The organism is Streptomyces sp. NBC_00289, assembly GCF_041435115.1.
Taxonomy (GTDB): Bacteria; Actinomycetota; Actinomycetes; order Streptomycetales; family Streptomycetaceae; genus Streptomyces.
The window spans coordinates 3,246,348-3,271,277 of sequence record NZ_CP108046.1 but is presented as its reverse complement, the minus strand read 5'-3'; the positions used below and the strand labels follow the sequence as shown (position 1 = coordinate 3,271,277).

18 protein-coding genes and 1 pseudogene are annotated in these 24,930 nt (G+C 72.0%); 14 read left to right on the top strand and 5 right to left on the bottom strand.

Going from position 1 to position 24,930, the window contains the following annotated elements:
- The first annotated feature begins 18 nt into the window (after positions 1-18).
- From OG985_RS14900 to OG985_RS14870, 7 genes are all read left to right on the top strand, one after another.
- Positions 19-300: a YlxR family protein gene (locus OG985_RS14900; RefSeq protein ID WP_371668808.1), complete on the top strand. Its 282-nt coding sequence runs from the start codon at positions 19-21 to the stop codon at positions 298-300.
- Between the two features lie 162 nt (positions 301-462).
- Positions 463-3,615: a translation initiation factor IF-2 gene (infB, locus tag OG985_RS14895; protein ID WP_371668807.1), complete on the top strand. Its 3,153-nt coding sequence runs from the start codon at positions 463-465 to the stop codon at positions 3,613-3,615.
- A 153-nt stretch (positions 3,616-3,768) separates the two neighbouring features.
- Positions 3,769-4,062: a DUF503 domain-containing protein gene (locus OG985_RS14890; protein ID WP_371668806.1), complete on the top strand. Its 294-nt coding sequence runs from the start codon at positions 3,769-3,771 to the stop codon at positions 4,060-4,062.
- 42 nt (positions 4,063-4,104) lie between these two features.
- Positions 4,105-4,560 carry a 30S ribosome-binding factor RbfA gene (rbfA, locus tag OG985_RS14885; protein WP_371668805.1) on the top strand — a complete coding sequence of 152 codons (456 nt, stop codon included), beginning with the start codon at positions 4,105-4,107 and terminating at the stop codon, positions 4,558-4,560.
- The gene (gene truB, locus OG985_RS14880) at positions 4,557-5,462 is read left to right on the top strand and encodes a tRNA pseudouridine(55) synthase TruB (RefSeq protein WP_371668804.1); all 906 of its coding nucleotides are present in this window, start codon (positions 4,557-4,559) and stop codon (positions 5,460-5,462) included. Before rbfA ends, truB begins: the two co-directional genes overlap by 4 nt.
- A gap of 259 nt (positions 5,463-5,721) precedes the next feature.
- Positions 5,722-9,480 (top strand): trypsin-like peptidase domain-containing protein, encoded by a 3,759-nt coding sequence (locus OG985_RS14875; protein ID WP_371668803.1) that lies wholly within the window; start codon positions 5,722-5,724, stop codon positions 9,478-9,480.
- A gap of 137 nt (positions 9,481-9,617) precedes the next feature.
- Positions 9,618-10,574 carry a bifunctional riboflavin kinase/FAD synthetase gene (locus OG985_RS14870; protein ID WP_371668802.1) on the top strand — a complete coding sequence of 319 codons (957 nt, stop codon included), beginning with the start codon at positions 9,618-9,620 and terminating at the stop codon, positions 10,572-10,574.
- Positions 10,575-10,643: 69 nt separating this feature from the next.
- Here the strand turns inward: OG985_RS14870 and OG985_RS14865 are convergent, their stop codons facing one another.
- The 3 genes and pseudogenes from OG985_RS14865 to OG985_RS14855 all read right to left on the bottom strand — a co-directional run bounded on the left by OG985_RS14865 (position 10,644) and on the right by OG985_RS14855 (position 15,952).
- Complete coding sequence (locus OG985_RS14865) at positions 10,644-14,018, bottom strand: AAA family ATPase (protein ID WP_371674377.1); 3,375 nt, start codon at positions 14,016-14,018, stop codon at positions 10,644-10,646.
- A gap of 516 nt (positions 14,019-14,534) precedes the next feature.
- Positions 14,535-14,663, bottom strand: a pseudogene (locus tag OG985_RS14860) (SCO5717 family growth-regulating ATPase); the annotation flags it as partial.
- A 992-nt stretch (positions 14,664-15,655) separates the two neighbouring features.
- Entirely contained in the window at positions 15,656-15,952 is a 297-nt protein-coding gene (locus tag OG985_RS14855) for a DUF397 domain-containing protein (RefSeq protein WP_371668801.1), read from the bottom strand.
- A 295-nt stretch (positions 15,953-16,247) separates the two neighbouring features.
- Between OG985_RS14855 and rpsO the strand changes: the two genes are divergently transcribed.
- The 5 genes from rpsO (at position 16,248) to OG985_RS14830 (ending at position 21,721) form a co-directional block, all read left to right on the top strand.
- Positions 16,248-16,535 (top strand): 30S ribosomal protein S15, encoded by a 288-nt coding sequence (gene rpsO / locus OG985_RS14850; RefSeq protein ID WP_286065081.1) that lies wholly within the window; start codon positions 16,248-16,250, stop codon positions 16,533-16,535.
- A gap of 350 nt (positions 16,536-16,885) precedes the next feature.
- Positions 16,886-19,102 (top strand): polyribonucleotide nucleotidyltransferase, encoded by a 2,217-nt coding sequence (locus tag OG985_RS14845; RefSeq protein ID WP_371668800.1) that lies wholly within the window; start codon positions 16,886-16,888, stop codon positions 19,100-19,102.
- Positions 19,099-20,478, top strand: coding sequence for a M16 family metallopeptidase (locus OG985_RS14840; RefSeq protein ID WP_371668799.1), 1,380 nt, complete (start codon positions 19,099-19,101; stop codon positions 20,476-20,478). Before OG985_RS14845 ends, OG985_RS14840 begins: the two co-directional genes overlap by 4 nt.
- Before the next feature lie 25 nt (positions 20,479-20,503).
- On the top strand, positions 20,504-21,256 hold the full coding sequence (dapB, locus tag OG985_RS14835; RefSeq protein WP_371668798.1) for a 4-hydroxy-tetrahydrodipicolinate reductase: 753 nt from the start codon (positions 20,504-20,506) through the stop codon (positions 21,254-21,256).
- Positions 21,257-21,268: 12 nt separating this feature from the next.
- Positions 21,269-21,721 carry a hypothetical protein gene (locus OG985_RS14830; RefSeq protein WP_371668797.1) on the top strand — a complete coding sequence of 151 codons (453 nt, stop codon included), beginning with the start codon at positions 21,269-21,271 and terminating at the stop codon, positions 21,719-21,721.
- A gap of 108 nt (positions 21,722-21,829) precedes the next feature.
- Here the strand turns inward: OG985_RS14830 and OG985_RS14825 are convergent, their stop codons facing one another.
- Both OG985_RS14825 and OG985_RS14820 read right to left on the bottom strand, forming a co-directional pair.
- Complete coding sequence (locus OG985_RS14825) at positions 21,830-22,387, bottom strand: hypothetical protein (RefSeq protein ID WP_371668796.1); 558 nt, start codon at positions 22,385-22,387, stop codon at positions 21,830-21,832.
- Positions 22,388-22,512: 125 nt separating this feature from the next.
- Positions 22,513-22,752, bottom strand: coding sequence for a hypothetical protein (locus OG985_RS14820; protein WP_371668795.1), 240 nt, complete (start codon positions 22,750-22,752; stop codon positions 22,513-22,515).
- 204 nt (positions 22,753-22,956) lie between these two features.
- Between OG985_RS14820 and thyX the strand changes: the two genes are divergently transcribed.
- Both thyX and dapA read left to right on the top strand, forming a co-directional pair.
- The gene (thyX, locus tag OG985_RS14815) at positions 22,957-23,697 is read left to right on the top strand and encodes an FAD-dependent thymidylate synthase (protein ID WP_371668794.1); all 741 of its coding nucleotides are present in this window, start codon (positions 22,957-22,959) and stop codon (positions 23,695-23,697) included.
- A 210-nt stretch (positions 23,698-23,907) separates the two neighbouring features.
- Positions 23,908-24,807: a 4-hydroxy-tetrahydrodipicolinate synthase gene (gene dapA, locus OG985_RS14810; RefSeq protein WP_371668793.1), complete on the top strand. Its 900-nt coding sequence runs from the start codon at positions 23,908-23,910 to the stop codon at positions 24,805-24,807.
- The last annotated feature ends 123 nt before the right edge of the window (positions 24,808-24,930 follow it).

The following is a 24,930-nucleotide window of genomic DNA, read 5'->3' as shown; positions in this document are numbered from 1 at the left end:
GGGGAGGTAGACTTAACAGTGTCTGGCCGGACGCACGCCCGTGCATGCCCTGAACGCACCTGTGTGGGGTGTCGGGAGCGAGCGGTCAAGAACGATCTGCTGCGCATCGTGGCGATCAAGAACGCATGCGTTCCTGATCCACGCGGTACGCTGCCCGGCCGGGGTGCGTATGTACACCCCGCCCTGGTCTGTCTCGACCAGGCGGTACGCCGCCGGGCGTTTCCACGGGCGTTGCGCGCCCCGGGAGCGCTCGACACAAAGGTGTTGCGCCGGTACGTCGAGCAGACAGAAAGTTGCTGAGCAGGCAACACCGTACGAAGCGTCGCGCGGAGCCCCGCGCGGCCCTGGTATTCCGCGAGTTGGAAGTAGGTCGAGATTGCGATGAGCACTCGATGAGCACGCGATGAGTACGCCCATGAAGTAGCGACGGTCCGGACGCAACCCGGACCTAAAAGGAGCGAAGTGGCTAAGGTCCGGGTATACGAACTCGCCAAGGAGTTCGGGGTGGAGAGCAAGGTCGTCATGGCCAAGCTCCAGGAACTCGGTGAATTCGTCCGTTCGGCGTCCTCGACGATCGAGGCGCCCGTAGTACGCAAACTGACTGACGCCCTCCAGCAGGGCAACGGAGGCGGCAAGTCCGCCCCCGCACGCAAGGCTGCCCCGGCGAGGCCGGGCGCCCCCTCTCCCGCACAGGCGGCCCGTCCGGCCGCCCCGCGCCCGCCGGCCCCGAAGCCGGCCGAGGCGCCCGCCGCGGCTCCGGTCACCCCGGCGTCTCCGGCCTCCTCGGGCCCGCGTCCGGGTCCGAAGCCCGCGCCGAAGCCCGCTCCGGCGTCTCCGGCTCCGGCCGTGCCCGAGTTCACGGCGCCCCCGTCGGCTCCCGCCGCACCGGCCTCCTCCGCTCCGCGTCCCGGCGCTCCGCGTCCGGCCGCCGACCGTGGTGGCGACCGTTCCGGCGCCCCGCGTCCGGGCGGTGCCCGTCCGGCCGGTCCCGGCCAGGGCGGCCAGGGCCGTGGCGACCGTCCCGAGCGCGGTGACCGTCAGGGCGCTCCGCGTCCCGCCGGCCAGTCGCCGCGTCCCGGTGGTGCTCGTCCGACCGGGCCCCGCCCGGGCAACAACCCCTTCACCTCCGGTGGCTCCACCGGCATGGCGCGCCCGCAGGCCCCCCGGCCGGGCGGCGCGCCCCGACCCGGCGGTCCCGGCGGTGCCCCGGGCGGCGCTCCGCGTCCGCAGGGCGCGGGTCAGGACCGCGGTCCTCGCCCCCAGGGCGGTCCCGGCGGCGCTCCGCGTCCGCAGGGCGGTGCCCGTCCCTCTCCGGGCGGCATGCCTCGTCCGCAGGGTGGTCCCGGTGGCGCTCCGCGTCCCGGCGGCGGCCCAGGCGGCAACCGTCCGAACCCCGGCATGATGCCGCAGCGTCCGGCCGCGGGCACCCCGCGTCCCGGCGGCGGCCCCGGCGGCCGTGGTCCCGGTGGCGGCGGTCGTCCCGGCGGCGGTCCCGGCGGCGGCGGTCGTCCCGGTGGCGGCGGCTTCGCCGGTCGTCCCGGTGGCGGCGGTGGCGGCGGCGGCTTCGCCGGTCGTCCCGGTGCTCCCGGTGGCGGTGGCGGCTTCGCCGGTCGTCCCGGTGCTCCCGGTGGCGGCGGTGGCCGTCCCGGCTTCGGCGGTCGTCCCGGTGGTCCGGGTGGCCGTGGTGGCACGCAGGGCGCCTTCGGCCGTCCCGGTGGTCCCGCGCGTCGCGGTCGCAAGTCGAAGCGGCAGAGGCGCCAGGAGTACGAGGCCATGCAGGCCCCGTCGGTCGGCGGCGTGATGCTGCCTCGCGGCAACGGACAGTCCGTCCGCCTGTCGCGCGGTGCCTCCCTCACCGACTTCGCGGAGAAGATCGGCGCCAACCCGGCGTCGCTCGTCGGCGTGATGATGAACCTCGGCGAGATGGTCACCGCCACGCAGTCCGTCTCCGACGAGACGCTGAAGCTCCTCGCGGACGAGATGAACTTCGTCCTCGAGATCGTCAGCCCCGAGGAGGAGGACCGCGAGCTGCTCGAGTCCTTCGACATCGAGTTCGGCGAGGACGAGGGTGGCGAGGAGTTCCTCGTCGCGCGTCCGCCGGTCGTGACCGTCATGGGTCACGTCGACCACGGCAAGACCCGCCTCCTCGACACCATCCGCAAGACGAACGTCGTCGCGGGCGAGGCCGGCGGTATCACCCAGCACATCGGTGCGTACCAGGTCACGACTCAGGTCAACGACGAAGAGCGCAAGATCACCTTCATCGACACCCCGGGTCACGAGGCGTTCACCGCCATGCGTGCCCGTGGTGCCAAGTCGACCGACATCGCGATCCTCGTGGTGGCGGCCAACGACGGTGTGATGCCCCAGACGATCGAGGCGCTGAACCACGCCAAGGCGGCCGACGTGCCGATCGTGGTCGCGGTCAACAAGATCGACGTCGAGGGCGCCGACCCGACCAAGGTGCGCGGTCAGCTCACCGAGTTCGGTCTGGTGGCCGAGGAGTACGGCGGCGACACCATGTTCGTCGACATCTCCGCCAAGCAGGGCCTGAACATCGAGGCTCTTCTGGAGGCCGTGGTCCTCACCGCGGACGCCTCGCTCGACCTGCGGGCCAACCCGGAGCAGGACGCGCAGGGTATTGCGATCGAGTCCCGTCTCGACCGCGGCCGTGGTGCCGTCGCGACCGTCCTGGTCCAGCGAGGCACCCTGCGGGTCGGCGACACCATGGTGGTCGGCGACGCGTACGGTCGTGTCCGCGCGATGCTCGACGACAAGGGCGACCACCTGGAAGAGGCGGGTCCCTCGACCCCGGTCCTCGTCCTCGGTCTCACCAACGTCCCGGGCGCCGGCGACAACTTCCTCGTCGTCGACGAGGACCGTACGGCCCGCCAGATCGCCGAGAAGCGCGCCGCTCGTGAGCGGAACGCCAACTTCGCCCGCCGGGGTGTCAGGTTCTCCCTGGAGAACCTGGACGAGGCCCTCAAGGCCGGTCTGGTGCAGGAACTCAACCTCATCATCAAGGGCGACGCGTCCGGTTCGGTGGAGGCTCTCGAGTCCTCGCTGCTCCAGCTCGACGTCGGCGAAGAGGTCGACATCCGCGTCCTGCACCGAGGTGTCGGTGCGGTCACGGAGTCGGACGTGGACCTGGCGATGGGCTCGGACGCCATCGTGATCGGCTTCAACGTGCGCGCCGCGGGGCGTGCCGCGCAGATGGCCGAGCGCGAAGGCGTGGATGTCCGCTACTACTCGGTCATCTACCAGGCGATCGAGGAGATCGAAGCGGCCCTCAAGGGCATGCTCAAGCCGGAGTACGAAGAGGTCGAGCTCGGCACGGCGGAGATCCGCGAGGTCTTCAAGTCGTCCAAGCTGGGCAACATCGCCGGTGTCCTGGTCCGGTCGGGCGAGGTCAAGCGCAACACCAAGGCGCGCCTCATCCGCGACGGCAAGGTGGTCGCGGAGAGCCTCAACATCTCCGGTCTGCGTCGCTTCAAGGACGACGTCACCGAGATCCGCGAAGGGTTCGAGGGCGGTATCAACCTCGGCAACTTCAACGACATCAAGGTCGACGACGTCATCGCGACGTACGAGATGCGGGAGAAGCCGCGGGCGTAAGCCCTCGGGCTTCCGAGACGGTCCGGTCCGGGGCCGGTCGACGGAGAGTAATTTCCGTCGATCGGCCCCGGCCGTTCGTTGTACGGTTCTGATGTCCCTGCCACACGGATGGCGGGGCCATCGATCCCGGACCGGCGGGTGAACCGGTTACACATGTATGTGGGGACTCTGTCCTTCGACCTCCTCCTCGGCGACGTACGGTCGCTGAAGGAGAAGCGCTCCGTCGTCCGCCCGATCGTCGCCGAGCTCCAGCGGAAGTACGCGGTGAGCGCGGCCGAGGTGAACCACCTGGATCTGCACCGCAGGGCCGGCATCGGTCTCGCGGTGGTGTCCGGTGACACGGGGCATCTGAGCGACGTACTGGACCAGTGCGAGCGGCTGGTCGCCGGTCGCCCCGAGGTGGAGCTGCTGTCCGTCAGGCGGCGCCTCCATGGCGAAGACGACTGACGGAACCGAGAACGAGATCAGGAAAGAACGGGAGACGGACCAGTGGCCGACAACGCGCGGGCGAAAAGGCTGGCGGACCTCATCCGGGAGGTGGTGGCCCAGAAGCTGCTGCGCGGGATCAAGGACCCGCGGCTCGGCTCACAGGTCACCATCACGGACACCCGGGTCACGGGTGACCTGCGGGAGGCGACCGTCTTCTACACGGTGTACGGGGACGACGAGGAGCGGGCGGCGGCCGCCGCCGGGCTGGAGAGCGCCAAGGGCATCCTGCGCTCCGAGGTCGGCCGTGCGGCCGGGGTGAAGTTCACGCCGAGCCTCACCTTCGTCGCCGACGCCCTCCCGGACACCGCCAAGACCATCGAGGACCTCCTCGACAAGGCACGCCAGTCCGACGAGAAGGTGCGCGAGGCGTCCGCGGGCGCCGTGTACGCCGGTGAGGCGGACCCGTACAAGAAGCCGGACGACGAGGACGAGACGGACGGCGACGCCGCGGAATGACGGAGAAGCACATCACGCCCGACGGCCTTGTCATCGTCGACAAGCCGTCGGGCTTCACTTCGCACGACGTCGTCGCCAAGATGCGCGGGATCGCCAGGACCCGCCGCGTGGGCCACGCCGGCACCCTCGATCCCATGGCGACGGGCGTGCTCGTCCTCGGCGTCGAGCGCGCGACCAAGCTCCTCGGGCACCTCGCGCTGACCGAGAAGGAGTACCTGGGGACCATCCGCCTCGGGCAGACGACCCTGACCGACGACGCCGAGGGCGAGATCACGGGGTCGTCCGACGCCTCGAAGGTCACCCGCGACGCCGTCGACGCCGGGATCGCCAAGCTGACCGGCGCCATCATGCAGGTGCCGTCGAAGGTCAGCGCCATCAAGATCAACGGCGTCCGGTCCTACAAGCGGGCGCGGGAGGGCGAGGAGTTCGAGATCCCCGCGCGGCCCGTCACCGTCTCCTCCTTCGCGGTGTACGACGTCCGCGGCGCCGTGGCCGAGAACGGCACCCCCGTCCTCGACCTGGTGGTGTCCGTGGTCTGCTCGTCCGGCACCTACATCCGGGCGCTCGCCCGGGACCTGGGCGCCGATCTGGGCGTCGGCGGCCACCTGACCGCCCTGCGCCGGACGCGGGTGGGGCCGTACAAGCTCGACACGGCCCGGACCCTCGACCAGCTCCAGGAGGAGCTGACCGTGATGCCGATCGCCGAGGCGGCCGCTGCCGCGTTCCCGCGCTGGGACGTGGACGCCAAGCGGGCCGCGCTGCTCACGAACGGTGTACGGCTCGAGATGCCCGAGGTGTACGCGAGCGCCGGCACCGTGGCCGTCTTCGACCCCGAGGGCCGGTTCCTCGCGCTCGTCGAGGACAACAAGGGCAAGGCGAAGAGCCTGGCCGTCTTCGCCTGACGGACTCTCGGTGCCCGGCACCCGCTGTGCCCGTGGAGCGGCGATCACGGGGTGTTCGCTGTCGCCGCTCCACGGTCCCCCTCGGTTCCCCCACCCCTAGGGTGTATCCACCCGCCTCCGTCTATTCACCCGTCCGGGCAGGCGCTCGGAGTGAACCGAGGGAGCGGAAGGGGGCGCGTTCGCCACGAGATCTGTCCCGCTGATCATCCCGCGCCTACCGTCGAGAACAGGGCACGGATGTACGGCGGGAGGTTCGACCATGGCGGCACGCGGCACGCGTACCGGAGGCGGACACCGCACGCCGGAGGGTGTGCGGGCGGCCCGGGACAGTGCCGGTGCCGGGCGGACACGGCACGGCACCGGCACCTTCCAGGACGCTGCCGCCCGGGCCGGCGGCTTCGCTGACGAGACCCGGCACCCCCGCGAGCGCGCACGGCAGCCCCGGGACGACGAACAAGCGGGGGGCCTCGACCCGTCCCGCGACGACGTCCGGTCCCGGAGCGACGAGGACCCGACCCCGGACGGCGGCGACCGGTCCCGGCAGCCGCGTGACGAAGCCGTCGTACGCGTTCACGACCTGGCCGGACGGCCCCGCGGGGCGGGCTTCGTGGCCGACCACCACGGCACGGTGATCACCAGTCACGAGGCCGTCGACGGCCTTCGCCGGCTCGTACTGCGCACCGCCGGCGACCGCAGCTGCGTCGTGACCGCCGAGGAGGTGACCCCGCTGCCCGCCCTGGACCTCGCCCTCGTCCGCACCCGGGGCCTCGGCGTGGACCCGCTCCCCGTCACCGCGCGGGACCGGATCGACACCGGCACCTATGTGCACATCGCCGCCGGCTGCTGGCGGGAGGCACGCGTGCTGGGCGCGACCGACGTGACGTACACCGCCACGGACCGTTTCCACCAGCTCGGTGACGCGCTGGAGTTGGCGATCGGGACGGCCGGCCGGGACGCCCTGCGGCTGGGCGGCGGGGCGGCGGGCGGACCGGTGCTCGACGCCGTGACCGGCGCCGTGATCGGGCTGCTCGGCACCGCGTTGCGGTGCGGCCACCGCGACACCGGCTTCGCCGTACCGCTGCGCCGCGCCGAGGGTCCGCTCGCCGAGCTGCTCGCCGTCAACGCGGCGACGGTGCCCGCCTACGGCGTCGACCTCAATCTGGCCGGCGTACTGGAACTGACCGCCACCTCGGTCGCGCAGGACGGCCCGCCCGGGCAGCCGGCGGCCGGTGCGGGCGACGGGGAGCCGGGAGTGGTCGAACCCGTCGAACGGGCGGACGTGACGGCCGAGTTCACCGCCTTCCTGCACGGACCCGCCTCCGTCCTCGGCCTCGTCGGGCCGCCCGGCAGCGGTCGTACGACGGAGCTCGCGGCCCTCGCCGCACGCCGGGACCGGAGCGCCGAACCCGCCCCCACCCTGTGGCTGCGCGGCGCCGATCTGAAGGACGACGACAGCTCGGTGGCGGACGCGGCGGGCCGTGCCCTGACCCGGGCGGCACGGATCGTCGCGGCCTCCCGGTCCGCCCGGCCCGCCGACCTCGGCGACCTGACTCCGCACCGCCTGGCCCGCCTCGCCCACACGGCCGGCCGCCCCCTGCTGCTCCTCCTCGACAGCCCCGAGGAGATGCCCCCCGCCCTGGCGCACCGCCTGCCGGACTGGACCGCGGGAACGGCGGAGTGGCTGCTGGAGACGGGGACACGCCTGGTCGTGGCGTGCCGGGCGGAGTACTGGGAGGAGGCGGGGCCGGGATTTCCGGCCGAGTCGGTGCACGGCGGCCGCGCCGGGGATCTCACCGCTCCGGCCCCGACGCGTACGGCGCCGCCGGCCCCGCCCCACCTCCACCTCGGCGACCTGCGGGAACACGAGGCCCGCCGGGCCCGGGCCCGTTACGGCATCCCCGAAACCGCCCTGAGCGCCACCGACGCCCGTCACCCCCTCACCCTCCGCCTCCTCTCCGAGATCCGCGCCGCCCTCCCGGAGACGACCGAGCCTCCCGGGCAGCCCGGTGCGCGAGTCGACCGCGACGAGGTCTTCTCCGCACACCTGGACCTGATGTGCCTGCGCATCGCCGTACGTCTCGCCGCGGTGGGAGGCCTGCGCGGCACCGCCGTACGCCGTCTCGCCGCCAAGGTCTCCGGGCAGGTCCACGAGGCCGCCCGCCGCAGTCTCGGGCCGGGGCCCGGAGAGCTGGACCCCGTGTCGTTCGAGATGCTGTTCCCGTGGGGTCCGGCCCCGGCGCGGCTCGGCGGCGGCACCGGCTGGGCGTCTGCCGTCCTCACGGAGGGCCTCCTCGTCCCCGCGGGCGGCGGCTACCGTTTCGGCCACGAGGAACTCGCCGACTGGCTCCAGGGCATGCACCTCGACCTGGACGAGGCCCTGCGCGCCCTGGTCCTCCGGCGCACCCCACCGCACGACACACACCCCCACCCGGTCCCGCACCACCGCCTCGGCTCCGTCGTGGAGGCCCTGCTGCTCCTCGCCCGTCAACAGGGGACCCCTCAACTGGCGCTGCGACTGGAGGAGTTGGTGTACGCCCTGGAGGCCGACCCGTACTCCTGGTGGGCCGTCCGGCTGCTCACCGGGACCCTGTCGCGCGTGCCCGACGCGACGCCGTACGCGGACGTGCTCCGACTGCTGGCCGACCGGCTCGTCGACCGAGGGCAAGGCGACCGTCCGCTGCCCGGAGAGTTCGGCCCCGCCTTCTGGACCGCACTGCCCCTCCCGGACGACATCCGCTTCGACCTGCTCCGCCGCCTGGTCCTCGCCGACGGCCCGCCCTCGCCCCCCGCCGCGCCGTACGACACGGCTCCACCCCGCTTCCTCGACGCCGTCGCCTCCCTTCTCGCCGCCGACCCCACGGCCGTACAACCGCACCTGGTCCGCTGGTTCGACGACGAACGGCCGTTGCCCGCCACCCCGCACGCGACGGTGGCCAAGGCCGCGCAGGCGCTGCTGCACACCCACCGGCACCGAGCCCTGGACGACCTGACGGAGGCGCTCGTCGACAGCGTCCACCCAGGGGCCGACGAACTGCTCGCCGTCCTCGCGGAGGACGAGCCGTCCGCCGTCTGCCGGGCCGTCGACCGGTGGGCGCACGACGCGCGGCCGGCGCGGCGGGCGGCGGCGGTCACCCAGGCGTTGCGCGCCGCACCCCGTCTTCGCACCGACGCCGACCGCGAACTGCTCCGCCACGCGGCCCTCACCCTGCTCACCCGCCCCGCCGACCGTCCGCTGCACGGCGGCGCGCTCGCCCTCCTCGTCCGCGATCCGCACACCCGGGCCCGTCATCTCCCGCAGGCACTCGCGCACTTCGCGGCCTGCGACCCCCGGTTCCCGCCGAGCGCCCTGGTCGCCGCCCTGCCGACCCACCAGGAACCGGTCCTCGACGCCTTCCGGGCACGGCTACGCCGCCCGGACGCCCAGGCGGCGCTCCGCACCCTCGCCGACGTCACCACGCCCGCGCTGGCCGGCCGGGTCGCCGCCCTGGTGCGGGAAGCGGTGCAGGAGCATCCGGAGACCGCGGTCCATCTCGCCGCCTACCTCGACCGGCGCCTCGACCAGGGCCTCGCCGCCCGGCCGGTCCTCCTGCCGCTGGTCACCGGGCTGTTGCAGGGCGGTCCGCAGCCGGCCCGGGCCGCGCTCGCCGCCGTACTCGCCGCTCCCGGCACCCCCGCCTCCCGCCCCCTGCGCCACGAACTCCTCGACGTCCTGCTGGACCATGAACGCCACCCGGCCGTCCTGGAGGCGCTGCTGCGCACGGCCGTCGAGGGCGCGACGGCGCGGGACACGGCCGGCCTCCGTGACCTCGTCCACCGCACCGGCCTGCTCCTCGTCCGCACTCCCGACGGCGCGACCCGCTTCGACTGCGGTCTCGTCGACCTGGCCCGTCAGGTTCCCGGCTTCGCCGCGCGGGTGGCGGGCTGGCTGTCCGACGCTCCGGGGGAGTGGGCGGCGGTGGTGGGACCCAGTGCCCGCCGGATGATCGAGAACCTGGCGGGCGTACGCGTCCCCGCGTGACCGTGTCCGGGCGCGTGCGAACCGTCACAGCCCCCATGCCGATGCGGGACGCGGGCACCCGGCATGGCACCCTTAGACCTGCGTAAGAGGCAGACACGTACACGGGTTCGACGAGGATGCAACGAGGAGCGGTCACAGTGCAGCGCTGGCGTGGCTTGGAGGACATCCCCCAGGACTGGGGGCGCAGCGTCGTCACCATCGGCTCCTACGACGGAGTCCACCGCGGACACCAGCTGATCATCCGGCACACGGTGGAACGCGCCCGCGAGCTCGGCGTGCACTCCGTCGTCGTCACCTTCGACCCGCACCCCAGCGAGGTCGTCCGTCCGGGCAGCCACCCGCCGCTGCTCGCCCCGCACCACCGCCGCGCCGAACTCATGGCGGAGCTGGGCGTGGACGCGGTGCTGATCCTGCCCTTCACCACCGAGTTCTCGAAGCTGTCCCCGGCCGACTTCGTGGTCAAGGTCCTGGTCGACAAGCTGCACGCCAAGGCGGCCGTCGAGGGCCCCAACTTCCGCTTCGGCCACAAGGCCGCGGGCAACGTGGACTTCCTGGCCGAGCAGGGCAAGACCTACGACTTCGAGGTCGAGGTCGTCGACCTGTACGTGTCCGGAGAGGCGGGCGGCGGCGAGCCCTTCTCCTCGACCCTGACCCGGCGCCTGGTCACCGAGGGCGACGTCGAGGGCGCCGCCGAGATCCTCGGCCGTCCGCACCGGGTGGAGGGCGTCGTCGTCCGCGGCGCCCAGCGCGGCCGCGAGCTGGGCTTCCCCACGGCGAACGTCGAGACGCTCCCGCACACCGCGATCCCGGCCGACGGCGTCTACGCCGGATGGCTGCACACGAACGGCGAGGCCATGCCGGCCGCGATCTCCGTCGGCACGAACCCGCAGTTCGACGGCACGGAGCGCACGGTGGAGGCGTACGCCATCGACCGGGTGGGACTGGACCTGTACGGCCTGCACGTGGCCGTCGACTTCCTGGCCTACGTGCGGGGACAGGCGAAGTTCGACTCCATCGAGGCGCTGCTGGAGCAGATGGCGGCGGATGTGAAGCGCTGCCGGGAGCTGATCGCGGCGGCCGAGCCGGCCGAGTAGCCGTCGGGTGCGTAAAGCGAAACGCGAAGGGCGGCCGGTGCCTGTGGGCACCGGCCGCCCTTCGCGTTTCTACTGCTGAGGGGGCTGGGAGGCGGGCGGCGGCGGAGGCGGCGTCTGCGGGTAGCCGGCCGGCGGCTGACCCGGGTGAGCCGCCGGGCCCGGCTGTTGCGGCTGAGCGGGGTGGCCTGCCTGTTCCGGCTGAGCCGGGTGGCCCGGCTGCGGGTACGGGTGGCCACCGGCCTGGGGGTAGGGCTGACCGGGCTGCGGATACGGCGGCTGCCCGGGCTGGGGGTGGGGCTGGGCGTACGGCTGGCCCGGCTGCGGCTGCTGGGGATAGGGCTGGGCGGGCTGCGGCTGCTGGGGATACGGGCCCGGCTGGCCCGGAATCTGCTGACCAGGGGCCTGTTGGCCAGGGGCCTGCTGCTGCCCGGGCAGCGGTGGGGCGGCCACCGGGGGCGGGTTGCCGTCCGAGGTCCACAGGCCGTGCGCCTGCTGGTGCCGGACGAAGTCCTCGGCCACCAGTGCGGCGAGGTGGAAGTACGACTCCCGCACCTTCGGCCGCATCATGTCGAGGTCGACCTCCGCACCGGCGGCCAGGTGCTCGTCGAACGGCACGACCACGACACCCCGGCAGCGCGTCTCGAAGTGGCTGACGATGTCGTCCACCTTGATCATCTTGCCCGTCTCGCGGACACCCGAGATGACGGTGAGGGACCGGGAGACGAGATCGGCGTACCCGTGCGCCGACAGCCAGTCCAGCGTCGTACTGGCGCTGCTCGCACCGTCCACGGACGGCGTCGAGATGATGATGAGCTGGTCGGCGAGATCGAGCACCCCGCGCATGGCGCTGTACAGCAGACCGGTGCCCGAGTCGGTCAGGATGATCGGGTACTGCCTGCCGAGCACGTCGATGGCGCGCCGGTAGTCCTCGTCGTTGAAGGTCGTGGAGACGGCCGGGTCCACGTCGTTGGCGATGATCTCCAGGCCGGAGGAGGCCTGGGAGGTGAACCGCCGGATGTCCATGTACGAGTTGAGGTACGGGATCGCCTGGACGAGGTCGCGGATGGTCGCCCCGGTCTCGCGCCGCACGCGGCGGCCGAGGGTACCGGCGTCCGGGTTGGCGTCGATCGCGAGGATCTTGTCCTGCCGCTCGGTGGCGAGCGTGGAACCGAGCGCTGTGGTGGTCGTCGTCTTGCCGACGCCGCCCTTGAGGCTGATGACGGCGATCCGGTAGCAGGACAGCACGGGCGTCCGGATCAGGTCGAGCTTCCGCTGCCGCTCGGCCTCCTCCTTCTTCCCGCCGATCTTGAACCGGGAGGACGCGGCAGCCGGCCGTCCGCTCTTCGCTTTCTGCTTCTTGTTGTTGAGCAGCCGGTCGGAGGACAGCTCCACGGCAGCGGTGTAACCGAGCGGCGCGGCGCCGGGGTTGGTCATCTGCCGCTGGTCGTGCTGCATCGGCTGCGGCCAGGCGGCACCGACCCGGGGGTCCACGGGCTGCTGCGGCTGTTGCGGCTGCTGGGGTTGCGCCTCTGTGTGGGGCTGCGGGGGAGCGGGCTGCTGGGTGAAGCCCTGCGGGGCTCCGGGCGAAGCGGCCGGCGGGGTCTGTCCTTGCGGCTGCGGCTGCGGCTGCGGCTGGGGGTGGGGGTGGTGCGGCTGCGGTTGTGCTTGCTGGGGGATGCCGGGGTGGGCCTGTGCCTGCGGCGCGGGCGGCTGAGGGAAGCCATAGCCGCTTTGGGGGTTGGGGGCGGTGGGTGCGGGTGCAGGCGCGGGGGTGTTGGGCTGCGGGAAGCCGTAGCCGGTGGGCACGTTGGGGTCGGCCGGGGGCTGCGGAGCGTGGGCTTGCGGTGCCTGCGGAGCGGGGGTCGGCCGGCCCTGCGGCGGGATGGGTGCGGGGGTGCCGGGGTGGGGCTGTGCCTGCGGCGCGGGCGGCTGCGGGAAGCCGTAACCGCCGGGCGGGGGAAAGCCGTAGCCGCTTTGGGGGTTGGCGGGTGCAGGCGCGGGTGCGGGGGTGCTGGGCTGCGGGAAGCCGTAGCCGGTGGGCACGTTGGGGTCGGCGGTGGGCACGTTGGGGTCGGCCGGCGGCTGCGGTGCTTGTGCCTGCGGAGCGGGGGCCTGCGGTGCCTGCGGCGGGACGGGTGCGGGGGCGCTGGGCTGCGGGAAGCCGTAGCCGCCCGGTGCGTTCGGGTCGGGTGCCGGGGCGCCGGGGTGGGGGAATCCGTAGCCGGCCTGCGGGTTGGGCGCGGGGGCGGGAGCAGCTCCGGGCTGCGGGAAGCCGTAGCCCGTCTGCGGGTTGGGCGGGGGAACGGGAGCAGCTCCGGGCTGCGGGAAGCCGTAGCCCGTCTGCGGGTTGGGCGGGGCAGGCGTCCCACCCGGCTGTGCGGCCGGTGGCTGCTGCGCCTCGCCGGGCTGCGGGAAACCGGCACCGGGCTGAGGTGCGGCCGTCGGGTTCCAGGCCGCGGGCGCGGGCTGCGGGGCCTGAGGCTGGAAGGCAGGCTGCTGCGGTGGCACGGGCGGCTGCGCCTGAGCGGCCGTCGGTGTCGGCTGCGGGGGCACCGGAGGCTCGGCCTGCTGCGGCTGTACGGGCCACTGGGCAGCCGGCGCCGGCGCGGCGGGTTCGTACGAGGGCGGCAACGGCGGAAGCCCACCCTGCGGCGCCGGCGGGGGAGCCCAGGCCGGCGGAGCGTCCTGCGGCGCTTCCGGCGCGGCCGCGAGCGTGGGTCGGGGAGCAGTGTCGTTGGGAGCAGGACTGTCCTGCGGGGCCGGGTCTGCGGGGGCGCTGTCCAGGGATACGTCATCCGCGCGTACGTCATCTACGCGTACGTCATCTACGCGTTCGTCATCCGCGCGTTCGTCATCCGCGGAAGCGGCGTCGGCAGGCACCGCGTCCACGGGTTCGGCGACCACGGGGGCGTCATCCAGGGGCGCGACGTCCTGGGTCTCCACCTCCGCCTCTGCCCGCGCCTCGGGCTCGGGCTCGGCTTCGGCTTCGGCTTCGGCTTCGGAGGCAGCCTCGGTCTCCTCCGGTGCGGCGTCCTCCTTCTCCGTCACCGAAGGCTCGGCGGATTCGGATTCGGATTCGGATGCGGATTCGGCGTCGTCGTCCTGGGCCAGGGCGACGACGACCTCGTCGTCGGAGGCCTCGGAGGCAACGTGCGCGTCCTCCTCGGCCTCGGTCTCGGTCTCGGCGGGACCGGGAACACTGACGAGTTGGACCACGTCGGCCTCGTCAGCCGTGTCGGCGGTTGCCGCCACGACCTCGTCGTCACGCTCACCGTCCTCGCCACTGCCGTCGGCCTCGGCCTCGGGACCAGCGTTCGTCTCCGCGTGCTCATCCACGACGGCGGCGGCCTGGTCCGAGATCTGACGCTTCAGCGCGACGGGAGAGATCCGCATGGTGGCGCCGCTCTCCAGATCACCGTCCTCGGCTTCGGGCTCCTCGTTCACCGGGGAGGAAGGGGAGGCAGGGGAAGCGGGGGCGACGGCCGGAGACGGCTCGTTCCACTGCGACTGCGACGGGAACCCGCCAACAGGGATGTTCGGTACGGCCGTCGGGGAGCCCGGCTCGGCCGGAGGCGCGTCGTCGCGCTGCTCGGACCGCTGACCCTGAGGCTCGAACCCGCTTCCCACCGGAAGCCTGGGCACGGCGACCGGGCCCCCGGCCGGCGGAGCAGGCGGCGTGAACGGAGCCCCGGGCGCCGGGGGCGTGTAGGGCGCCCCGGCGGCAGGTGCGGGCGGAGGCGGAGTGAAGGGCATCCCGGGAGCCGGAACCGGAATGGACGCCGGCCCCGCGAACGGAGCGGAAGGTGCCGAAGGAGTGGCCTGACCGGAGGGCGGCCGCGAGTGAGCAGGCGGAGCCAGCCCGGGCAACGGCGGCGCAGGCACCTGAGACGGAGACGGAGCAGACGGAGCACCCGTCGCCTCCGGATCCGCCTCGGCGGCCGAATCCCCCGACGCGTTCTGCGTGTACCAGGCGGGCGGCGCGTAGTCGATGGTGAACTCGCCCGTCGTCTCGATGGCGGACTCCGCGTCGGGCTGGTCATCGCCGGGTGTGGCCCAGCCCCCGCGGATGCCGTCCCGATCGCTGCTCACAGTTCCTCCTGGTGTGGTCGAGCACCCTCAAGCCGTGCTGGGGCGACCATTTGCTTGTCGTCCTTAGTCGTTCGAGGTCGTCCGATCCGCCGGCTCTCCCCCTGAGGCACCGACACCCGGTCCACGGGTGTCGCGACGCGCCCGCTCCCAGCCTAATCACCACGAGCCCCACCTCGGCAGGCCCGTCCACCTCTCAGCGTCCGCCCGCCGCGTCACAACCTGCCCAGAAGGGGCGTATGGAGCTCTCTCATCAGGGCGCAAACCGGTCGTAAGACGAAACAAGTCAACCACAAGCAGCCCGAACGGCCTTACGGCGCAACGGCGTTGAATAGGGAGACCACTGTGAAGGGCGTCTCCCCCGAATCGAGACCCGCAACACCGAGCAGCCCGGCTGAAACAGCCACAACGCTCACGGCGGCCAGGGCGCTTACGGCGGCGAGGCGCTTACGCCGGCCAAGGCGCTTACGGCGGCGAGGCGCTTACGCCGGCCGCGACAGGCATGCGGGCGGAGTTCTGTGGACGCCGGCGAAGGGGTCGGGGGACGGGCCGGTGGTGGGTGGGTCGCCAAGGCTGTGCTGTGTCCTGGCTGTCCTGGCTGTCCTGGCTGTCCCGGCATGGCCGTCTCGGCCGGCGTCCGTGTCGCGGCCGGGGTAAGCGCCGGGCATCAGCACCCCCAGCCACGCACGGGTGACTCACCACCGAGGAAAGGCCGCGACTCGCACGGGTGAAACCCGAGCCCACTCGCCCCGCTCACGCCCCCGGCGGCCTCCCTCACGCTCAAGCCCCGCTCACGCTCCCGGACGCCTCGGCCCACGTCCCGGCGGTCTCGCCCACGCCCCGCCCCGCTCACGCCCCCGGGGCGGCCTGGGCCCACGCCCCCGGCCTTTCGCGCCCCCGGCCTGCGCCCCACGCCCCCGCCCCGGCCCACGCCCCCGGATCTCCCCACCCCCAGAGGTCGCCCCCCCACCCACCCACTCACCCACCCCACCCCTCTACTCCGCCAAGGCACCCCCGCCACCCGGCGCCGGCTCAAGATCGAACTCCCCGTCCCGCGCGCCGAGCACGAAGGCCCGCCACTCCGCCTCGGTGTAGCGCAGCACGGTGGCCGGATCGAGCGAGGACCGCATGGCCACGGCCCCGTCGGGCAGGTAGGCGATCTCGACCCGCTCCTCGTGCTCCTCGGTGCCCGGCGCGCTCTGCCATTCGACGCCGGAGATGTCGAGGGCGTACAGCTCGTCCCTCTCCCGCTCCTTGCGTGCCTTGAGTTCCATGTCCTCGGCGTCGGCCATCGCGGCTCCGGTCCTTCCTTCTTGTCCCAACTGACTGTGCGGCCACCCTACTTGCCCCCGTTCGCCCTGCTCGGGGGTTTATGGAGGTACGTGGGTCCCCGGCGGGCACCGGCCCCCGGCAACCGGGTCCGGCCTGGGCTGGTACCCTGAGTGACGGCCGTTTGTGTACGCACCCCCGGAGCTCAGCGCTCTGGAGGCCGCGCCCAGCGGATCCCCGCCTCCCGAGTAACGGAAGCTCCCCCGAGACCAAGACCGGGGGCACTCGGTGGCCCAGCAAAGACTACGAGGAGTACGCGTGCCGCTCGACGCCGCTACGAAGAAGCAGATCATCACCGAGTTCGGCCAGAAGGAGGGCGACACCGGCTCCCCCGAGGTCCAGGTCGCCATGCTCTCGCGCCGGATCTCGGACCTGACCGAGCACCTCAAGACCCACAAGCACGACCACCACTCCCGTCGTGGTCTGCTGATCCTGGTCGGTCAGCGCCGCCGTCTGCTGCAGTACCTCGCCAAGAAGGACATCCAGCGCTTCCGCGCGCTGGTCGAGCGTCTCGGCATCCGCCGCGGCGCGGCGGGCGCCAAGTAAGACACCGTGAGGGGAGCGGTTCCCACCTTCGAAGGGGGCCGCTCCCTTTGCTGTACGTGCGGAGTGTCGCCACCCCTTTGTAGTGTGGTAGCGCAAGGCAAAACGCAGTCCGCACGACGCAGTACGCACGACACAGTGTGATGGACGCCCGCCCGCACGGGTGGAGCGGCATCACGAGACGAACGAGGAGAAGCGCACCTCGCCGCCGCCGGTCCTCGGTAGTGGCGCCCGGGAGGAAGCGAACCCCGGGTGCTTCGATCGAAGACCGGCCCGCACCAGACGGAGCGCTTCTCCGCAGACGTCCCCCCGCCACACGGGCGAGGAGGGACGAAGACGAGGAGAAAACGCTAGTGGAGAACGAGACCCACTACGCCGAGGCCGTCATCGACAACGGCTCCTTCGGCACCCGCACCATCCGCTTCGAGACGGGTCGGCTGGCCAAGCAGGCCGCCGGTTCCGCCGTGGCGTACCTGGACGACGACACCATGGTGCTGTCGGCCACCACCGCCTCCAAGAACCCCAAGGACCAGCTCGACTTCTTCCCCCTCACGGTGGACGTCGAGGAGCGGATGTACGCCGCCGGCAAGATCCCCGGCAGCTTCTTCCGCCGTGAGGGCCGCCCCTCCGAGGACGCCATCCTCACCTGTCGCCTGATCGACCGCCCGCTGCGCCCGTCCTTCAAGAAGGGCCTGCGCAACGAGATCCAGGTCGTCGCGACGATCATGGCGCTCAACCCCGACCACCTGTACGACGTCGTGGCGATCAACGCCGCCTCCGCGTCCACCCAGCTGGCCGGTCTGCCCTTCTCCGGCCCGATCGGCGGCGTTCGCGTCGCGCTGATCAACGGCCAGTGGGTCGCGTTCCCGACGCACACCGAGCTCGAGGACGCCGTCTTCGACATGGTCGTCGCCGGTCGCGTCCTGGAGGACGGCGACGTCGCGATCATGATGGTCGAGGCCGAGGCCACCGACAAGACGATCACGCTCGTCCAGGGCGGCGCGGAGGCGCCGACCGAGGAGGTCGTCGCGTCCGGTCTGGACGCCGCGAAGCCCTTCATCAAGGTGCTCTGCAAGGCCCAGGCCGACCTCGCCGCGAAGGCCGCCAAGCCGACCGGCGAGTTCCCGGTCTTCCTCGACTACCAGGACGACGTCCTGGAGGCGCTCACCGCCGCGGTCAAGGGCGAGCTCTCGCAGGCCCTCACCATCGCGGGCAAGCAGGAGCGCGAGGCCGAGCTGGACCGCGTCAAGGGTCTGGCCGCCGAGAAGCTGCTGCCGCAGTTCGAGGGCCGCGAGAAGGAGATCTCCGCCGCGTACCGCTCGCTGACCAAGTCCCTGGTCCGTGAGCGCGTCATCAAGGAGAAGAAGCGCATCGACGGGCGCGGCGTCACGGACATCCGTACGCTCGCCGCCGAGGTCGAGGCCATCCCGCGCGTGCACGGTTCGGCGCTGTTCGAGCGTGGCGAGACGCAGATCCTGGGCGTCACCACCCTGAACATGCTCCGGATGGAGCAGCAGCTGGACACCCTTTCCCCGGTGACTCGCAAGCGCTACATGCACAACTACAACTTCCCGCCGTACTCCGTCGGCGAGACCGGCCGCGTCGGCTCCCCGAAGCGCCGCGAGATCGGCCACGGCGCGCTCGCCGAGCGCGCCATCGTGCCGGTGCTGCCGACGCGCGAGGAGTTCCCCTACGCGATCCGTCAGGTGTCCGAGGCCCTCGGCTCCAACGGTTCGACGTCCATGGGCTCGGTCTGCGCCTCCACCATGTCGCTGCTGAACGCCGGTGTGCCGCTGAAGGCCCCCGTCGCCGGTATCGCCATGGGCCTGATCTCCCAGGAGATCAACGGCGAGACGCACTACGTCGCCCTCACCGACATCCTCGGTGCGGAGGACGCCTTCGGCGACATGGACTTCAAGGTCGCCGGCACCAAGGAGTTCGTCACCGCCCTCCAGCTCGACACCAAGCTGGACGGCATCCCGGCCTCCGTCCTGGCCGCGGCCCTCAAGCAGGCCCGTGACGCCCGCCTCCACATCCTCGACGTGATGATGGAAGCGATCGACACGCCGGACGAGATGTCCCCCAACGCCCCGCGGATCATCACCGTCAAGATCCCCGTGGACAAGATCGGCGAGGTCATCGGCCCGAAGGGCAAGATGATCAACCAGATCCAGGAGGACACCGGCGCCGACATCACGATCGAGGACGACGGCACCATCTACATCGGTGCCCAGCAGGGCTCGCAGGCCGAGGCCGCGCGCGCCACGATCAACGCGATCGCCAACCCGACCATGCCGGAGGTCGGCGAGCGCTACCTGGGCACCGTCGTGAAGACGACGACGTTCGGTGCGTTCGTGTCGCTGCTCCCGGGCAAGGACGGTCTGCTGCACATCTCGCAGATCCGCAAGCTCGCCGGCGGCAAGCGCGTGGAGAACGTCGAGGACGTGGTCGGCGTGGGCTCCAAGGTCCAGGTCGAGATCGCCGAGATCGACTCCCGCGGCAAGCTCTCCCTCATCCCCGTGATCGAGGGCGAAGGCGACGACGAGAAGAAGGACGACACCGACCAGTGACGTCGAGTAGCTCCACGGCGACGGCCCGCACCTCTTCGGAGGCGCGGGCCGTCGCCCGTACCCAAACCCTCGTCAAGGGCACCGGCGGCATCGGTGTCGTCCGCAAGACCACCCTCCCGGGCGGCCTGCGGATCGTCACCGAAACCCTGCCGTCCGTGCGCTCCGCGACCTTCGGTATCTGGGCGCACGTCGGCTCCCGCGACGAGACCCCGGCCCTGAACGGCGCCACGCACTACCTGGAGCACCTGCTCTTCAAGGGCACCTCCCGGCGTAGCGCGCTGGACATCTCCTCGGCCGTCGACGCGGTCGGCGGCGAGATGAACGCGTTCACGGCGAAGGAGTACACGTGCTACTACGCGCGCGTGCTCGACACCGACCTCCCGCTCGCCATCGACGTCGTCTGCGACATGCTCACCGGCTCCCTGATCCGCGAGGACGACGTCAACGTCGAGCGCGGCGCGATCCTCGAGGAGATCGCGATGACCGAGGACGATCCGGGCGACTGCGTGCACGACCTGTTCGCGCACACCATGTTCGGCGACCAGCCGCTCGGCCGTCCGGTCCTCGGCACGGTCGACACCGTCAACGCCCTCACCGCCGACCGCATCCGCCGCTTCTACAAGAAGCACTACGACCCGACCCACCTGGTGGTCGCGGCCGCCGGCAACATCGACCACAACAAGGTCGTACGTCAGGTCCGGTCCGCCTTCGAGAAGGCCGGCGCCCTGCGCGACCAGGACGCCACGCCCATCGCTCCGCGCGAGGGCCGGCGCGCCCTGCGCACCGCGGGCCGGGTCGAACTGGTCGGCCGCAAGACCGAGCAGGCCCACGTCGTTCTCGGCATGCCGGGCCTGGCCCGCACGGACGAGCGCCGCTGGGCCCTGGGCGTCCTGAACACCGCCCTCGGCGGCGGCATGTCCTCGCGCCTGTTCCAGGAGGTCCGTGAGAAGCGCGGCCTGGCCTACAGCGTGTACTCGTACACCTCCGGCTTCGCCGACTGCGGCCTCTTCGGCGTGTACGCCGGCTGCCGGCCGAGCCAGGTGCACGACGTGCTGAAGATCTGCCGCGACGAGCTCGACCAGGTCGCCGAGCACGGCCTGGCCGACGACGAGATCGGCCGCGCCATCGGCCAGCTCCGGGGCTCCACGGTCCTGGGCCTGGAGGACACCGGCGCGCTGATGAACCGTATCGGCAAGAGCGAACTGTGCTGGGGCGAGCAGATGTCCGTGGACGACATGCTGGCCCGCATCGCCTCGGTCACCCCGGACGACGTCCGTTCGGTCGCCCGCGAGATCCTTGGGCAGCGGCCCTCGTTGTCGGTCATCGGCCCGCTCAAGGACAAGCAGGCGGCCCGTCTGCACGACGCCGTCGCCTGATCCCTCCGGTTAAGGAAGCAAGAAGATGAGCAAGCTGCGCGTGGCGGTCCTCGGTGCGAACGGCCGTATCGGCTCGGAGGCCGTACGAGCCGTCGAGGCGGCCGAGGACATGGAGCTGGTGGCCGCTCTGGGCCGCGGGGACAAGCTGGAGACGCTCGCCGAGACCGGCGCCGAGGTGGCGGTCGAACTGACCACCCCCGCCTCCGTCATGAGCAACCTCGAGTTCTGCGTCGGCCACGGCATCCACGCGGTCGTCGGCACGACGGGCTGGACCGACGAGCGTCTCGCGCAGCTCGCGGGCTGGCTGGACCGGTCCCCGCGGACGGGCGTGCTCATCGCGCCCAACTTCTCCATCGGCGCGGTCCTGACCATGAAGTTCGCGCAGATCGCCGCGCCATACTTCGAGTCCGTCGAGGTCGTCGAACTGCACCACCCGAACAAGGTGGACGCCCCCAGCGGCACCGCCACCCGCACCGCCCAGCTCATCGCCGAGGCCCGGGCGAAGGCGGGTTCCGCCCCGGCCCCGGACGCCACGGCGACCGCCCTGGACGGCGCCCGGGGCGCGAACGTCGACGGCGTCCCGGTCCACGCGATCCGCCTGCGTGGCCTCCTGGCCCACCAGGAGGTCCTGCTAGGCGGCGAGGGCGAGACCCTCACCGTCCGCCACGACTCCCTGCACCACAGCAGCTTCATGCCGGGCATCCTGCTCGGCGCCCGCCGCGTGGTGACCACTCCGGGCCTCACCTTCGGCCTGGAACACTTCCTGGACCTGAACTGAGCCCCTGACCTCATGCGCGCGAAGCTCTCCTACGCCGTCACGGCCGCCGTCCTGGTCTTCTACTTCGCCCTGGTCGGCAGCAGGGGCGTGCTGCTCATCCAGTCCGGCACCCTGCTGACCGTCACCTTCGGCGTCGCGGTCCTGATCCTGCCGCTGATCGGCCTGTGGTTCCTGTGGAAGAACACCCAGTTCGTCCGCAGGGCCAACGCCCTCGCCGCCGAACTCGACGCCGAGGGCGGCCTGCCCGTCGACGAGCTGAAGCGGACCCCGGGCGGCCGTATCGACCGCGACTCGGCCGATGAGGTCTTCGCCAAGCGCAAGGCCGAGACCGAGTCGGCTCCCGAGGACTGGCGCAGCTGGTTCCGCCTCGCCGTCGCGTACCACGACGCCCGGGACACCCCGCGCGCCCGCAAGGCGATGCAGCGGGCGATCGCCCTGCACGACGGCAGAGTGATCGAGGCCTGACCCGAGCGAGGCGTGGGCCGTACGCTCCCGTCCCGGTCGTACGTGAAGGGGCCGGCCCGCAGCACTGCGGTCCGGCCCCTTCACGTCGCCGTCGGTGTGGGTGGGGGGTCAGCTCCGCCCGTACTCCTCGCCCCACGCCTCGATCGAGTCCGCTGCCCGGTCGAATGCCTCGCCACGCGCCAGGAAGTCCGCGTTGTGCGTGGTCAGCAGCGGCGGCACGGCGTTCGCCGGGCGATCCGTGCGTACGAGGAGAAGGGCCTGTCCCTGAACCGTGCGCGGCAGTCCCAGCCAGCGCACCGGCTGCTGCACCGTCCGCACGGTCACGACCCGATCCCAGGGCACCGTGCGGGTGGCGAGGAAGCCGACATGGCGCAGCCCGCGGGCACTCACCCACACACCGGCGCGCAGCATCCGCAGGGCACCGGCGATGACGGCCAGCGCGATTCCGAACACCACACCGGCCTCGGAGACCGATCCGGTCAGCGCGATGACGACAGCGGCGAACAGCACGTACGAGGCGAGCAGCAGCAGAAGCGCGGCCACGCCCACCCGCCACGGGCCGGGGCGGTACGGGCGCCGCCAGCGGTCGCGGTCCTCGAAGGGCAACGCGACATCGTCTTCCGCCGCCTCGAATGCGCGGTCGGCCGTCAGGAAGGGCAGGGGCACGACGGGTCCTCACTCAATCCGTGCAGGGGCTGTGCCCGGTGAGGTTATCGACCTGTGTCCCGGCTCACCACCCTCGGGGGGCCGGATGGAGTCACCCCCGGCGCGGGACCTGGCCCGGAGCCGGCCTAGTGCCCGTCGGACGCCTGGGACTGCTGGGTCCGCGCGGACGACTGGTCGGCGGACAGGGCCGGCATGCCGAGGGCCAGGGAGCCCACCAGACCGGCGACGATCGTGAGGCCCAGCAGCCAGCGTCCCGCCATCTGGCCGCGGGGGACCCGGTCGCGCGGCGGGGGAGTGACATTGCTGCGGAACCTGTCGGCTTCGGCGAGGAAGGCGAACGGTACGGGCTCGCGCCGACGAAACATGGTGACGTGCTTCTCCTGTCGTGGATCGAACGAACAACTCTCAGCAACACAGACGAACGAGTGCCCCAAAAGGTGCCCGGTTCCCCCGAATTCGCAGGAGTTCGCCGGAATATGTCGCGGCCCGGCAGCGATCGGCCCGTTGTTGGTGCCGGGCCGTAGAGTGGGCGCCGCCCGAGCGAAGCAATGGGAAGGACCCTCCGAGCTGTGACCGACACCCCCGCCGACCACCTCAAGCCCGGCTTCCGCAGTGACGTCACCGTGGAGCTGGTCAAGCACACCGCGTCCGACGCCGACGTGCTCTTCGCCGCCCGCGTCTCGACCCTCGGTGAGCAGTCCCTGGACGAGCTGGGCAAGGACCCGGAGCGCTCCAAGGGCCTGATCAACTACCTGATGCGGGACCGGCACGGCAGCCCGTTCGAGCACAACTCGATGACCTTCTTCATCAGCGCCCCCATCTTCGTCTTCCGCGAGTTCATGCGGCATCGGGTGGGCTGGTCCTACAACGAGGAGAGCGGCCGCTACCGCGAGCTCGAGCCCGTCTTCTACGTTCCCGGCGAGTCCCGCAAGCTCGTCCAGGAGGGCCGCCCCGGCAAGTACGTCTTCGTCGAGGGCACCCCGGCCCAGCAGGAACTGGTCGGCCGCAGCATGGAGGCCTCGTACCAGCAGGCGTACGAGGCCTACCAGGAGATGCTCGCCGCCGGTGTCGCGCGCGAGGTCGCCCGCGCGGTCCTCCCGGTGGGCCTGTTCTCCTCGATGTACGCCACCTGCAACGCCCGCTCGCTGATGCACTTCCTCGGTCTGCGCACCCAGCACGAGCTGGCGAAGGTGCCGTCCTTCCCGCAGCGGGAGATCGAGATGGTCGGCGAGAAGATGGAGGCCGCGTGGGCCGAGCTCATGCCGCTCACCTACGCCGCCTTCAACGCGAACGGCCGTGTGGCGCCGTAACGCTCCTTCGTGCCCCGGCCCGGCACAGATGTACGGTCAGCCGTGCGCGGTGTCCGTATTGCGGCATTTGGAGAAGTTCATCTAGCCTGATCAAACGGACCCGGCACTGCTTGAACCCCCGAGCAGGCAGTGCCGGGTTCCACTTTTGTCGTGACTTGTCGCCCTCCCCCAGGGCAGACCCCGCCCTGAGCAGCGAGTAGCGTGTCACCCATGGCTCCGACCTCCACTCCGCAGACCCCCTTCGGGCGGGTCCTCACCGCCATGGTCACGCCCTTCACGGCGGACGGCGCACTCGACCTCGACGGCGCGCAGCGGCTCGCAACCCATCTGGTGGACGCAGGCAACGACGGCCTGATCATCAACGGGACCACCGGCGAGTCGCCCACCACCAGCGACGCGGAGAAATCGGACCTGGTACGAGCCGTCCTGGAGGCCGTCGGCGACCGCGCCCACGTCATCGCGGGCGTCGGCACCAACGACACCCAGCACAGCGTCGAACTCGCCCGTACGGCGGAGCGGGTGGGCGCACACGGACTGCTGGTCGTCACCCCGTACTACAACAAGCCCCCGCAGGAGGGCCTCTACCGCCACTTCACGGCCGTCGCCGACGCCGCCGGGCTGCCGGTCATGCTCTACGACATCCCGGGCCGCAGCGGTGTCCCGATCAACACCGAGACCCTCGTCCGCCTCGCCGAGCACCCGCGGATCGTGGCCAACAAGGACGCCAAGGGCGACCTCGGCCGCGCCAGCTGGGCCATCGCCCGCTCCCGCCTCGCCTGGTACTCCGGCGACGACATGCTGAACCTGCCCCTCCTGTCGGTGGGCGCCATCGGCTTCGTCTCGGTCGTCGGCCACCTGGTCACCCCCGAGCTGCGCGCCCTGGTCGAGGCGTACACCGCCGGCGACGTCCAGAAGGCGACCGAGATCCACCAGCGGCTGCTTCCCGTCTACACGGGCATGTTCCGCGCCCAGGGCGTCATGACCACCAAGGCCGCGCTCACCCTGAAGGGCCTGCCCGCCGGCCCGCTGCGCCCGCCCATGGCGGAGCTCACGCCCGAAGAGATCGAGCAGCTCAAGCTCGATCTTGCCGCGGGCGGGGTACAGCTTTGACACCAGACTTCGCACGACCCCTCGCGTGACCCGACTTCACAACTGAATAAGCAGGCCACCCGGGCCTGCGTCCACACGACAACTGCATCTGCACGAACGTCACGCGCGCCACGTGCCCTACCG

What these genes read in the sequence shown, in the direction of transcription:
- OG985_RS14890 (WP_371668806.1), top strand. Translation starts at nt 3,769, where the DNA reads ATGTATGTGGGGACTCTGTCCTTCGACCTCCTCCTCGGCGACGTACGG.
- truB (WP_371668804.1), top strand. Translation starts at nt 4,557, where the DNA reads ATGACGGAGAAGCACATCACGCCCGACGGCCTTGTCATCGTCGACAAG.
- OG985_RS14875 (WP_371668803.1), top strand. Translation starts at nt 5,722, where the DNA reads ATGGCGGCACGCGGCACGCGTACCGGAGGCGGACACCGCACGCCGGAG.
- OG985_RS14855 (WP_371668801.1), bottom strand. Translation starts at nt 15,952, where the DNA reads ATGGCCGACGCCGAGGACATGGAACTCAAGGCACGCAAGGAGCGGGAG.
- dapB (WP_371668798.1), top strand. Translation starts at nt 20,504, where the DNA reads ATGAGCAAGCTGCGCGTGGCGGTCCTCGGTGCGAACGGCCGTATCGGC.
- OG985_RS14830 (WP_371668797.1), top strand. Translation starts at nt 21,269, where the DNA reads ATGCGCGCGAAGCTCTCCTACGCCGTCACGGCCGCCGTCCTGGTCTTC.
- OG985_RS14820 (WP_371668795.1), bottom strand. Translation starts at nt 22,752, where the DNA reads ATGTTTCGTCGGCGCGAGCCCGTACCGTTCGCCTTCCTCGCCGAAGCC.
- dapA (WP_371668793.1), top strand. Translation starts at nt 23,908, where the DNA reads ATGGCTCCGACCTCCACTCCGCAGACCCCCTTCGGGCGGGTCCTCACC.